The organism is Rhodococcus sp. ZPP (genome assembly GCF_017656075.1).
GTDB classification, from domain to species: Bacteria; Actinomycetota; Actinomycetes; order Mycobacteriales; family Mycobacteriaceae; genus Rhodococcus_F; species Rhodococcus_F oxybenzonivorans.
The window spans coordinates 1,583,332-1,595,918 of the sequence record NZ_CP058638.1; the positions used below are offsets into that span (position 1 = coordinate 1,583,332).

The 12,587-nt window shown below is 67.0% G+C and carries 11 protein-coding genes and 1 pseudogene; 3 read left to right on the top strand and 9 right to left on the bottom strand.

What is annotated here, in order from left to right; genetic code table 11:
- Positions 1-42 precede the first annotated feature (42 nt).
- From HYG77_RS07470 to HYG77_RS07500, 7 genes are read right to left on the bottom strand one after another with little or no spacing between them, the layout of a single operon-like run.
- Positions 43-843 carry an enoyl-CoA hydratase family protein gene (locus tag HYG77_RS07470; RefSeq protein ID WP_208962314.1) on the bottom strand — a complete coding sequence of 267 codons (801 nt, stop codon included), beginning with the start codon at positions 841-843 and terminating at the stop codon, positions 43-45.
- Positions 843-2,003 (bottom strand): acyl-CoA dehydrogenase family protein, encoded by a 1,161-nt coding sequence (locus tag HYG77_RS07475; RefSeq protein ID WP_208962315.1) that lies wholly within the window; start codon positions 2,001-2,003, stop codon positions 843-845. Before HYG77_RS07475 ends, HYG77_RS07470 begins: the two co-directional genes overlap by 1 nt.
- The gene (locus HYG77_RS07480) at positions 2,000-4,003 is read right to left on the bottom strand and encodes a biotin carboxylase N-terminal domain-containing protein (protein WP_244373537.1); all 2,004 of its coding nucleotides are present in this window, start codon (positions 4,001-4,003) and stop codon (positions 2,000-2,002) included. The genes HYG77_RS07475 and HYG77_RS07480 overlap by 4 nt, the downstream gene beginning before the upstream one ends.
- Before the next feature lie 8 nt (positions 4,004-4,011).
- Entirely contained in the window at positions 4,012-5,610 is a 1,599-nt protein-coding gene (locus HYG77_RS07485; protein ID WP_208962316.1) for a carboxyl transferase domain-containing protein, read from the bottom strand.
- On the bottom strand, positions 5,607-6,755 hold the full coding sequence (locus tag HYG77_RS07490; protein ID WP_109328027.1) for an acyl-CoA dehydrogenase family protein: 1,149 nt from the start codon (positions 6,753-6,755) through the stop codon (positions 5,607-5,609). The genes HYG77_RS07485 and HYG77_RS07490 overlap by 4 nt, the downstream gene beginning before the upstream one ends.
- A complete protein-coding gene (locus HYG77_RS07495) occupies positions 6,752-8,458 on the bottom strand; it encodes an acyclic terpene utilization AtuA family protein (protein WP_208962317.1) in 1,707 nt (568 codons plus the stop codon). The genes HYG77_RS07490 and HYG77_RS07495 overlap by 4 nt, the downstream gene beginning before the upstream one ends.
- Positions 8,455-9,246, bottom strand: coding sequence for a TIGR03084 family metal-binding protein (locus HYG77_RS07500; RefSeq protein ID WP_208962318.1), 792 nt, complete (start codon positions 9,244-9,246; stop codon positions 8,455-8,457). Before HYG77_RS07500 ends, HYG77_RS07495 begins: the two co-directional genes overlap by 4 nt.
- 119 nt (positions 9,247-9,365) lie before the next feature.
- On the opposite strand from HYG77_RS07500, the gene HYG77_RS07505 reads away from it, so the two are divergent.
- The 3 genes from HYG77_RS07505 (at position 9,366) to HYG77_RS07515 (ending at position 11,980) form a co-directional block, all read left to right on the top strand.
- Positions 9,366-10,208, top strand: a complete 843-nt coding sequence (locus tag HYG77_RS07505) for an SDR family oxidoreductase (protein ID WP_109334941.1) — start codon at positions 9,366-9,368, stop codon at positions 10,206-10,208.
- Between the two features lie 58 nt (positions 10,209-10,266).
- Positions 10,267-11,067, top strand: a complete 801-nt coding sequence (locus HYG77_RS07510) for a crotonase/enoyl-CoA hydratase family protein (RefSeq protein WP_109328021.1) — start codon at positions 10,267-10,269, stop codon at positions 11,065-11,067.
- A gap of 61 nt (positions 11,068-11,128) precedes the next feature.
- Positions 11,129-11,980: an EamA family transporter gene (locus HYG77_RS07515; RefSeq protein ID WP_109328019.1), complete on the top strand. Its 852-nt coding sequence runs from the start codon at positions 11,129-11,131 to the stop codon at positions 11,978-11,980.
- A gap of 18 nt (positions 11,981-11,998) precedes the next feature.
- On the opposite strand, the pseudogene HYG77_RS40920 reads toward HYG77_RS07515, so the two are convergent.
- Positions 11,999-12,202: pseudogene (locus HYG77_RS40920) on the bottom strand (GMC oxidoreductase); the annotation flags it as partial.
- Between the two features lie 118 nt (positions 12,203-12,320).
- Complete coding sequence (locus HYG77_RS40925; protein WP_348273576.1) at positions 12,321-12,560, bottom strand: twin-arginine translocation signal domain-containing protein; 240 nt, start codon at positions 12,558-12,560, stop codon at positions 12,321-12,323.
- Positions 12,561-12,587 lie beyond the last annotated feature (27 nt).

A 12,587-nucleotide genomic window follows, 5' to 3' on the forward strand; every position in this document is an offset into this window, starting at 1 on the left:
TGCGCTGCGCGCCCGTGCGCGGTTGACGAGTCCTGAGACTCGTCAACCGCGCACGGGGCTGGAGGCCCAGGTGGGCGGCCGCTTCTGCAGGAACGCCATCATGCCTTCCCGGGCTTCCTCGGACTCGAAGAGCCTCGCGGACTGCGCTGTCAGCTCGTCGGTGTAGCGGTCGAAATCGGCGAGCAGTGCCCTTGTGATCAGGGCCTTGCTCTCCGCCAGCCCCTGTGGTGACGCCTGCCGGAACTGGTCGAGAATTTCCTCGACGATGTCGTCCGGGTCCTGCGCCGACTCACTGATCAGTCCGATCGCCTCGGCCTCGTGCGCGCCGAACTTCTCCCCCGTGAGGAAGTACCGGCCTGCCGCGCGTGCGTCGATGCGGGGAAGGACGGTCAACGAGATGATCGAGGCGGCGAGCCCCAGACGCACCTCGGTGAGGGCGAAGGTGCTCCGAGGTCCGGCGACCGCGATGTCGCAGGCACCCACCAAACCCATGCCTCCCGCTCGGACGTGACCGTCGATCCGCGCCACCACCGGTTTGGGCAGCTCGACGATGGCGCGCAGTAGTTCCGCCATCTGACGGGTCCGGGACCCGACATCTCCACCGGTCTCACTGAGATCCGCCCCGGCGCAGAAAGTGCCGCCGGTGTGGGTCAGAACGACGCCGCGGACGTCGTTGTCCGCAGCGGCGTCCCGCAATCCCTGCAGAAGCTGCTCGACCAGCCTCCCGGAGATCGCGTTCCTGTTGTGCGGCGAGTCCAGGGTGAGAGTGGCGAACCCGCGACTCACCTCGTACCGGACGAACCGGTCGGCGTGTACTTCGGTCATGTGCTGTCCGTTCGACATCAGTACGACTTCGGCAACCCGAGCGAGTGCTGGGAGACGAAGTTCAGGACCATTTCCCGGCTGACCGGCGCCACCCGGGCGATGCGGGCCGCACCGAGCATCGCTGCCAGGCCGTATTCCTTGGTCAGGCCTGCCCCACCGTGCGTCTGGATGGCCTGGTCGAGGGCCTTGATGCTCGCCTCGGCGGCGGCGTACTTGGCCATATTCGCGGCCTCCGCGGCACCGAAGTCGTCGCCGCTGTCGTAGAGCACCGCGGCCTTCTGCATCATCAGCTTGGCGAGTTCGAGCTCGATCTTGATTTGAGCTAGTGGGTGCGAAATCCCCTGGTGAGCGCCGATCGGCGTCTTCCACACCGTGCGCTCGTTCGCAAACTTCACGGCCGCGTCGAGCGCGTACCGACCCATGCCGACAGCCATGGCCGCACCCAGGATGCGTTCGGGATTCAGGCCCGCGAACAATTGCATCAGCGCGGCGTCGGCCTCTCCGACGAGTGCGTCCGCCGGAAGCCGCACGCTGTCGAGAAACAGCATGAACTGGTGGTCGGGCTCGACGATGTCCATCTCCATCGGCGTCTTGACAAAGTTCTCGGCGTCGGTGGGGACGATGAAGAGCGCAGGCTTCAGCTTGCCGGTCTTCGAGTCCTCGGTCCGCGCGACGATCAGGACGGCATCGGCCTGATCGACCCCGGAGATATAGATCTTGTTCCCCGTCAGCACCCAGTCCTCGCCGTCCCGGCGCGCGGTGGTCGTGATCTGATGCGAGTTCGAACCCGCATCGGCCTCGGTGATGCCGAATGCCATGATCTTCGACCCGTCGGCGAGTCCTGGGAGCCACTTCTGCTTCTGCTCCTCGGTTCCGTACTTGCCGATGATGGTGCCGCAGATGGCGGGCGACACCACCACGAGCAGCAGCCCGGCACCGTGCGCGGCAAGTTCTTCCTGGACCAGCGCCAGTTCGTAGATGCCCGCTCCCCCGCCGCCGTATTCCTCGGGGAGGTTGACGCCGAGGAACCCGAGCTTGCCCGCCTCGTTCCACAACTCCGTCAGTGGTTCACCGCGCCGCGCCCGAGGAAGCACATAATCGACGTAGTTAAAACGCTCCCCGAGCCTCGACACGGAGGCACGGAGTTCCTTCTGTTCTTCGGTCTCGATGAAGCTCATGATTCTCCTTCAGCCTGCGCTGCTTCGACTACTGCCAGTACCGTTCCCACGTCGACCTGCTGACCGACGGTCACCGACAGTTCGGTGACCACACCGGATGCCGGTGCCTTGATCGTGTGTTCCATCTTCATCGCCTCGAGCCACACGACCGGCTGGCCGACGGTCACGGAATCGCCGACCTCGGCGCCGAGGCGGATGACCGAGCCGGGCATCGGGGCGAGTAGGGACCCCTCCGCCACCACGGTGCTCGGATCGGTGAATCGCAGCTCTGCCCGCAAGCTCACCGGCCCGAGCGCCGAGTCGACGAATACGTCGTCGCCGTAGCGCGCCACCTCGAACGATCTGCGCAACCCGGCAACGTCCAGCACGACCCTGCGCGCGGTCGCCGCGACGAGGGTGACATCGTCGAAACCGTCCGCCTTCAGCCCGTACCGGCCGAGCAGGTACCGGACCTCGATCTGACGGTCACCTGTGCTGAACGTCTTACTTTGCGGAGCGGACGGCAGGTTCCTCCATCCACTGGGGAGCGTGGCGTTCACCGCCGCGACCTCGCGGTTGTGCGCCGCGTCCGCCAGTGCGGCGGCGAGCGCCGACAACCTGTGGGCGTCAGCCGACGCGAGCGGCCGCGACAACACCGCGAGGTCGTGGGTCGCGAAGAAGGCGGTGTCCGTGTCGCCTGCAAGGAACGCCGGGTGCCGCAGGACATTGACCAACAGGTCCCGGTTGGTGCGCAGCCCGTGGATCTGCGCACGGCCGAGGGCCGACGCCAGTCGGGTAGCCGCCTGGGACCGCGTTGCCGCGAACGAAATCACCTTCGCGAGCATGGGGTCGTAGTGCACACCCACCACGGAGCCGTCGACCACACCGGAATCGAGGCGGACGCCGGGCGAGCGCAGAACGTCGAACTCGGTGGTCGTGCCCGGCACGTCGAAGTGGTGGACGGTGCCGCTCTGGGGTTGCCAGTTCAGAGCCGGATCCTCGGCGTACAGCCGAACCTCGATGGAGTGGCCCGACACGGTGGGATGCTCCGCGGCGAGAGGAATACCCGACGCCACCTGCAGTTGCAGTTCGACGAGGTCGAGCCCCGTGGTGCATTCGGTGACCGGGTGCTCCACCTGCAGTCGGGTGTTCATCTCGAGAAAATAGAAGTCTCCCGCCTGGTCGGCGAGAAATTCGACTGTGCCGGCACCCTCGTAGTCGATGGCCTTGGCGGCGACTCGGGCTGCTTCGAAAAGCCGCTCCCGCATCCCGGGTATGGCCTCGACCAACGGGGACGGCGCCTCTTCGACCACCTTCTGGTGACGGCGCTGGATGGAACATTCACGCTCCCCCACCGCCCACACCGTTCCATGACGGTCGGCCATCACCTGCACTTCGATGTGCCTGCCCGTTTCCAGGTAGCGCTCGCAGAACACCGTCGGGTCACCGAAGGCCGACTGTGCTTCGCGGCGAGCGCCTTCCAGTTGTTCCGCCAGGTCCGCGAGCTCGCGAACGACACGCATGCCGCGTCCGCCGCCGCCCGCGGACGCCTTGACGAGCACGGGCAGATCGGCCTCGGTGACCGAGTCGGGATCGAGTTCGGCCAGGACGGGGACCCCGGCGGAGGCCATCAGCTTCTTGGACTCCACCTTCGAGCCCATCATCTCGATGGCGGGCGAGGGTGGCCCGATCCAGGTGAGTCCCGCGTCGTGGACGGCGCGCGCGAAATCGGCATTCTCCGAGAGGAACCCGTAGCCCGGGTGAATGGCATCGGCGCCGGCCCGGCGGGCAGCCTCGATGACGAGGTCACCGCGCAGGTACGTGTCGGCGGGGCTGTTGCCGGGCAACCGGACCGCAGCGTCGGCCTCGGCGACGTGCGGGCTCGATGCGTCGGCGTCGGAAAACACGGCGACGGTACCGATGCCCGCCCGCCGGCAGGTGGCGGAGATGCGACGGGCGATCTCACCACGGTTGGCGACGAGGACGGACCGGATCAGGTGTGGGGCGTCGAGGGTTGTCATGTGCTGCCTCACATCCGGAAGACGCCGAAGTTCTCGGCGCCTTCGATCGGGGCGTTGGCAATGGCCGACAGGCACATTCCCACCACGGTTCGGGTGTCGCGGGGATCGATCACACCGTCGTCGTACAGGCGACCGGACAGGAACATCGGGATCGATTCGGCCTCGATCTGGTTCTCGATCATGGCCCGCATGCCGGCGTCGGCCTCTTCGTCGAAGGCCTGGCCGCGCGCTTCGGCCGACGCCCGGCTGACAATGGAGATGACGCCCGCCAACTGCGCACCGCCCATGACGGCCGACTTGGAACTGGGCCAGGCGAACAGGAATCGCGGGTCGAATGCGCGTCCGCACATGCCGTAGTGCCCGGCCCCGTACGACGCCCCGAGGAGGATCGAGATGTGCGGGACGGTGGAATTGGAGACCGCGTTGATCATCATCGAACCGTGCTTGATCATCCCGCCCTCCTCGTACTCCTTACCCACCATGTATCCGGTGGTGTTGTGCAGGAACAGCAGCGGGGTGTTCGAGCGGTTGGCCAGCTGGATGAACTGGGTGGCCTTCTGCGACTCCTCGCTGAAGAGAACACCGCGCGCGTTGGCGAGGATGCCGATCGGATACCCGTGCAGTTCGGCCCAGCCGGTGACGAGCGAAGACCCGTACATCGGCTTGAACTCGTCGAAGTCGGAGCCGTCGACGATGCGGGCGATCACCTCTCGGGGATCGAACGGGATCTTGAGGTCGGCGGGGACGATGCCGAGCAGTTCCTCGGGGTCCGCGAGCGGTTCGATGACCTCGGCCCGGGGCGCGGGACCCTGCTTCTTCCAGTTCAGTCGCTTGACGATGCTGCGGCCGATCCGGATCGCGTCCTGCTCGTCGACGGCGAAGTAGTCGGCGAGACCGGACTTGCGGGCGTGCATTTCGGCGCCGCCGAGGGTTTCGTCGTCCGACTCCTCACCGGTGGCCATTTTCACGAGCGGAGGTCCGGCGAGGAACACCTTGGACCGTTCCTTGATCATCACGACGTGATCGGACATGCCCGGGATGTACGCGCCACCGGCGGTCGAGTTCCCGAAGACGAGCGCGATGGTCGGGATGCCCGCGGCGGACAGCTGGGTGAGGTCGCGGAACATGCGACCGCCGGGAATGAACACTTCCTTCTGGGTGGGGAGGTCGGCGCCGCCCGACTCCACGAGTGAAATGACCGGGAGCCGGTTCTGCCGCGCGATATCGTTGGCGCGGAACCCTTTCCGCAGTGTCCACGGGTTGCTCGTGCCACCGCGGACCGTCGGGTCGTTGGCCACGATCAGGCACTCGATACCCTCGACTACCCCGATCCCGACCACGGTGCTGGCGCCGACCGGGAACTCGCTGCCCCACGCCGCCAACGGGCACAACTCGAGGAAGGGGGAGTCGGGGTCCAGCAGCAATTCGATCCGTTCGCGGGCGAGGAGCTTTCCACGCTTCTTGTGCCGTTCGGTGTACTTCTCCCCGCCGCCGGCGAGCGCCTTGGCGTGTTCGGTGTCGATCTCGGCGAGTTTGTCGGTCATGGCTTTCGCCGCGGCCGCGTACTCGTCCGAGCCGGTGTCGAGAGTCGACTTCAGCGTCGTCATGCTTGATACCCCAATCGCTTGGCGGCAAGGCCGGTCAGTATCTCCGTGGTGCCCCCGCCGATTCCCAGAATGCGCATGTCGCGGTACTGCCGCTCCACTTCGCTCTCCCGCATGTAACCGAGCCCTCCGAACAGCTGAACAGCCTGGTTGGCCACCCATTCGCCCGACTCCACCGCGGTGTTCTTCGCGAAACACACCTCCGCGATGAAGTCCTCGTTCGATTCGAGCGACCGCTCGACCAGAGTCCGGGTGTACACCCGGGCCACATCGATCTTCCGGGCCATTTCCGTGACCGTGTTCTGCACTGCCTGCCTGCTGATCAGTGGCCGCCCGAAGGTTTCGCGGTCGCGGACCCACGCCAACGTGAGGTCGAGGCACCGCTGCGCGCTCGAATACGCTTGGGCTGCAAGCGCGATGCGTTCGGTGAGAAAGGCCTGGGCGATCTGTGAGAATCCGCTGTTCTCGGCGCCGACGAGGTTGGCGACCGGCACACGCGCGTCGACGAACGACAACTCCGCGGTGTCGGAGGCGCGCCATCCCATCTTGTCGAGTTTGCGGGCCACTTCGAAACCGGGTGTTCCTTTCTCGATCACGAGGAGGGACACACCGGCGGCGCCGGGTCCGCCGGTGCGTACCGCGGTGACCACGAAGTCGGCGCGGCACGCGGAGGTGATGAAGGTTTTGGAACCGTTGACGACGAAGTGGTCGCCGTCGCGCACCGCGGTGGTCCGCAGGTGTCCGACGTCGGAACCGCCGCCCGGTTCCGTGATGGCGAGCGAGCCGATGAGGTCTCCGCGCAGGGTGGGCCGCACCCACTTCTCTATCTGCTCCGGGTCACCGGCCGCTGCCAGGTGCGGCAGGGCGATGCCCGAGGTGAACAGAGACGCGAACAGACCACCCGACGCCCCGGCCTGGTGCATCTCCTCGCAGATGAGGACCGCGTCCACCAAATCCCCACCCTCGCCGCCGACGGACTCCGGAAATCCGGCGCCCATCAGCCCGAGTTCGGCTGCCTCACGGTGCAGTGCGCGCGGAATCTCACCGTCACGCTCCCAGTCCGCGAGATGGGGAAGTATCTGTCGCTCGACGAAACCGCGCACGGTCTTGCGCAGCTCCTGCCGTTCCGGTGTGTCCCACACGTTCACGAACTTGTCCCTTCGGGGAGGAGTGCTTTCGGAATATCGACGTGCCTCGAGCGCAACCATTCACCGAGACCCTTGGCCTGCGGGTCGAATCGGGCCTGGGACGCGACGCCCTGCCCGAGAATTCCCTCGATGACGAAATTGACGGCGCGCAGTTTCGGCAGCACGTACCGCGTGACGGGGAGGTCGGCAGCCTCCGGGAGGAGTCGTTTCACTTCGTCGACTGTCAGGGTGTGGACCAGCCACCGCCACTGTTCGTCGGTGCGGACCCACACACCGACGTTGGCGTTGCCGCCCTTGTCGCCGCTGCGGGCACCGGCAATGGTGCCGAGGGGGCAGCGCGTCGTCGGGCCACTGGCCGGTGCCCCCGGGAGAACCGGATCGTCGACGTCCTCGAGTTCACGCACCTCGGGAGACGGCTCGATGTCGACGCGGGCGCCGTCCGGCAGTACCGCGACGTGCGGAACTTCCTTGGCGTGTACGTATCCGGGCGTGAACACCCCGTAGGGCTGGCCCTGCCCGGGTGGGGCGGTGAGCGTGAAGCCGGGATAGCTGGCGAGTGCGAGTTCGACTGCGAGCGAGGAGAAGCTGCGCCCCACCGCGGCGGCGTCGGAATCGCGAACCACACACCGCAGTAGTGCGCTCGCGGCCTCCTCGGTATCGGCGTCCGGGTGGTCGGTGCGGGCGAGCGACCACTCCAGTTCGGCCGGACGGATGGTCAGCCCACTCTCGAGTTGTCTCCGCACCAGCGCCGCCTTGGCCTCGATGTCGAGGCCGGTCAGGACGAACACGGCCTCGTTCCGGAACCCGGCGAGCGTGTTCAACGAGACTTTCAGCTGCGGCGGCGGCGGCTCACCCGTGACCCCGCTGATGCGGACACGATCGGCGCCGTCGTCGGACAGCTCGGCGGTGTCGATCCGGGCCGTCACGTCGGGGCCGGCATACCGGCCGCCCGTGATCTCGTACAGCAGCTGCGCGGTCACGGTTCCGGCCGTCACCGCCCCGCCCGTTCCGGGGTGCTTGGTGATGACCGAGGATCCGTCCGCGTCGATCTCGGCGATCGGAAACCCGGGCCGGTCGAGGTCGGCGATCTCGGTGAAGAATGCATAGTTGCCCCCGGTGGCCTGGGTGCCGCACTCGATGACGTGACCCGCCACCACCGCACCCGCCAGCTGATCGAAGTCGCCCCGTTGCCACCCGAAGTGCGCAGCCGCCGGTCCCACGATCACCGAGGCGTCGGTGACACGGCCGGTGACCACCACGTCGGCCCCGGCATTCAGGCATTCGACGATTCCCCACGCTCCGAGGTAGGCATTGGCGGTCAGCGGACTGCCCAGTCCGAGTTCCGCGGTCCGCCCGATCAGATCGTCACCCTCGACGTGAGCGATCTTTGCCTGCAGCCCCAGCGTGTCGTTCACTGCGCGCAGTGCCGCGGCCAGACCTGCGGGATTGAGGCCGCCTGCGTTGGCGACGATGCGGACGCCCTTGTCCAGGGCCAGTCCGAGGCAGTCTTCAGCCTGGCGTAGAAACGTTTTGGCGTATCCCCGGTCGGGGTCCTTCATGCGGTCACGACCGAGGATCAACATGGTCAGTTCGGCGAGATAGTCACCGGTCAGGTAGTCGAGTTCGCCATCCTCGAGCATCTCGCGCATCGCCGACAGGCGGTCACCGTAGAAGCCGGAACAGTTGCCGATCCGCACCGTCATCGCGACCCCGCCTCCCGTCCCCCGCCGGCGGGACCCGCGAAAGCCTGTGCGATGTCCAGCCATTGGTCGGCGTCCGGCCCGGTCGCGACGAGAGTAAGGTCTGCCCGATTCGCACGCTGGGTGACGAGCAGGCAGAAGTCTTCTGCCGGTCCGGTCACCCTCTGGGCGGCGTCCTCGGGTCCCCATGTCCACGAGGACGAACCACCGGGCGCGGTCAGTTCGACGCGGAATTCCTCGGACGGCGCAGAAAGCTCATTGACGGCGTAGGCGAAGTCGCGGGTGCGGACACCGAGGTGGGCGATGCTTCTCAGTCTCGCAGTGGGTGTCCGTGTCACTCCCAGAGCGTCGGCCACGTCCTGGCCGTGCGCCCACGTTTCCATCAAGCGGGCCGTCGCCATGGACGCCGCCTTCATCGGCGGTCCGTACCACAGGATTTTCTGGTCGGGCGGCACCGCGGCCAGAGCATCGGCGAGCTGTGCACGGGTCGTCCGCCAGTCCTCGAGGAGCTGCGCCGGCGGGAGGCTCGCGAACTCGCGGGCACCGGCGTCGACGAAACCTGCCGGGTCTGCCGCGGCGACCGCCAGCTGCGTGGTGAACGCGTCGGGGTCGGTGATCGCCAGCAGGGCGGCTCGATCGGTCCAGAGCAGATGCCCGATCTGGTGGGCGATCGTCCATCCCTCCGCGGGTGTGGGGTCTCCCCATCGGGGGTCCGGGAGGTCTGCGACCAGCGCATCCAGCGCTTCACTCTCGGCACATACGTCATCGATGAACCTCTGCAGTTCGGCCATGCGACCAGCATCACACCAGACCCGCAAAAAAGCAAGCACGATTGATTGTTTTTGTCCTTGCCGTGTCGCCGGGTGCATTGCGGGCGGTCTGCTGCCACGCTTGGGACGTGATCCGACAGTTGCTCACCCAGGCGGCACTGAATCCTCTCCCCTCGCCGCGGACACTCGCGACGCGCCTCGTACCGAAGTCGGGACATCGGGTAGCCGGGAAGCGCATCCTGGTCACCGGGGGTTCGTCAGGTGTCGGCGAAGCTGCAGCACGCCGACTCGCACATCTCGGAGCGGAGGTCGTGCTCGTCGCCCGAGGCGCCGAAGCCCTCGAAGCCGTCCGCGACGACATCCTGCGTGCAGGGTGCGACGCGCACGCTGTTCCCTGCGATCTGACCGACCCCGACTCGATCGACGCCATGGTGTCCCGGGTGCTCGGCGATATCGGCCCTGTCGACGTCCTCGTCAACAACGCCGGACGCTCGATCCGGCGGACGGTCGAAGATTCGCTCGACCGCTTCCACGACTACGAGCGCACCATGGCGATCAACTACTTCGGTTCGACCCGGCTCACGCTCGCGTTGCTTCCGTCGATGCTCGAGCGTCGCGACGGCCACATCATCAACGTGGCCACGTGGGGTGTGCCCGCAGGTGTGATGCCCAAGTTCTCCGCCTACCACGCGTCGAAGGCGGCGGTCGGCGCGTTCGGTCGCAGTCTCGGTGCCGAACTTCGCGATCGCGGCATCGCTGTGACCACCCTCGACCTGCCTCTGGTGAGGACGCCCATGATAGCCCCGACCACGGACTACGACTCGATGGCGGCGTTGTCCCCTGAGCAGGCGGCCGAATGGTTCGTCACCGCCGTCCGGACGCGGCCCGTGGAGTTGCTTCCGGGATATGGGGAGCTGTTCCGGGTTCTGGGGTTCTTCGCGCCAACCCTCACCGACGCGTTGGTGCGGAGGGCCGGCATCTAGCCGGAATGCAAGACTTGGCTCTGTTCCGAAAGCCGCACACACCCAGAGGGAGCCGTTCATGACCGACGCTGTGCTCACCACCCGCGATGGCGACATCATCACGTGGACGCTCAATCGTCCCGAGGCCCGCAACCCGATCTCCGAGCCCGACGTGATCGAGGCACTCGAGAACGCGGTGGCCGAGGTCAACGGTGACCCCAGCGTGCGCGCCGCCATCATCACCGGTTCCGGTTCGGCGTTCTCGTCCGGCGGCAACGTCAAGCACATGCAGAACCGCGAAGGAATGTTCGGCGGCTCCCCCGCCGAAATCCGGCAGGGCTACCGACACGGCATCCAGCGGATCCCACTCGCCCTGTACCACTGCGAGGTACCGACCATCGCCGCCGTCAACGGGCCGGCAATCGGCGCGGGCTGCGACCTCTCGTTGATGTGTGACATGCGGATCGCCTCCACCGCCGCCGTCTTCGCGGAGAGTTTCGTCAAGGTCGGCCTCGTTCCCGGCGACGGGGGCGCCTGGTTTCTTCCGCAGGCCATCGGCATGGCGCGCGCCAGCGAAATGGCGTTCACCGGTGACGCGATCGACGCCGCCAAAGCCCTCGAGTGGGGACTAGTTTCCCAGGTGACCGAGCCCGACCAGTTGCTGCCGGCGGCGCGGACGCTGGCCGACCGGGTAGCGGTCAACCCACCCCAGGTGCTTCGAATGACCAAGAAGCTGCTTCGCGAGGGACGCCAACACAGCCTCGAAAGCCTGCTCGAACTCTCGGCGGCGATGCAAGCGCTCGCACACCACACCGCCGACCACCACGAAGCCGTCGGGGCGATGCTCGATCGCCGGACACCGAACTTCACGGGGCAGTGAATCGGTTCCGCCCGGCCGTAAGACAGGTTCACCGCACCGCTGCGGCGGAAACACAGCGCCCGTGACCGGAACGTCCCCCAGCCGGCTCGTCCCTGTCCTGTCGGTCCTCGGATCGGTGTTGTCCGTCCAGTTCGGCGCCGCCTTCGGGAGCACCTTGTTCGACACGGTCGGCGCGTCGGGCGCCGTGGCACTGCGGCTCACCGTCGCCGCACTCATCCTCGGCATTCTGGTCCGTCCACGATGGCATCGGTGGACGCGACCGCAACGAGAGGGCATCGTCGCCCTGGGACTTGCCCTCGCAGTAATGAATTCGGCCTTCTACGAGGCGCTGGCGCGGCTACCGTTGGGCACCACCGTCACCATCGAGTTCCTGGGGCCGCTCACCCTGGCCGCCGTCTTGTCGCGACAACTCCGCGACGGCGTGTGGGTGCTCGCGGCTCTCGCCGGAGTGTTGATCCTCGGATTGCGGGACACGGGCACCGAGGCGCTGGACGCCGTCGGTGTCGCATTCGCCCTCACTGCGGGCGCGGCGTGGGCGGGCTACATCATCGCCGGTTCACACTTGGCGGCGACGGTTCCGAGCGCTGACGGCCTGGCCGGTGCCAGCATCGTCGCCGCGGTGCTCACGCTGCCTCTCGGCGTGATCTCAGGCGGGACAGCACTGTTCGATCCCCGCACTCTGGCGGTGGGCGCCGCGGTGGCTCTGCTGTCTTCGGTCATTCCGTACACTCTCGAACTGCGGGCGCTACAGGTGATGAGTAAGAAGGTGTTCGCCATCCTCATCGCGCTCGAGCCGGCTGCTGCCACGCTCGCCGGGGTTCTCGTCCTCGGGCAGGTACTGGGACTGCAGACGCTGGCCGCGATCGCGCTCGTCGTCGCCGCCGGCATCGGGTCGGTACTGAGCAACAGGTAGTTCCTTTCCGCGTCTAGTTCATATCAGGGTCCCGACGTCGGCAGCGACGATGCGGTCCAATGCGCGCTCGGCCACAGCGGCGATCGTCATCGACGGGTTGCACGCGGCGGTGTTGCCGGGCATCAGGGCACCGTCGAGCACGTACAGCCCGCGCTGGCCGTGCACGCGGCCTTCGAGGACGCACACCGTGCCCATGCAGGCACCGCCCAGCGGATGCCAGGTGAGGGGAACCGCCTCCGGAAAATGAGAGTTGACGACGGCCTCGGCCGGCTGCAGGGTCATCCCTTGATATACCAAGGACCCGCCGCCGACTCCCGCAGCGCACAGTGCGGTCATGTTCTCACCGAGCACCGTCTCGAGGAGACCTGTGTACGGCTCCAACACCGGCGCGCCGAAGAGCTGCGACACCACCCCCGAATCCGGATCCGACGACGATTACCCGGTGATCTTCGCGGGTGACCGAGGTTCGCGCACCATGGTCCTCCCGACTGACGCCGGCCTGGGCAACGTACGGGCTCGCCAACGCAATTCCCGCGGCGGCCGCGCCCGTCAGAAAGGACCGGCGATTAAGTGCAGACACAGCTTTCCCCAGCTCTCGGTGGAGACG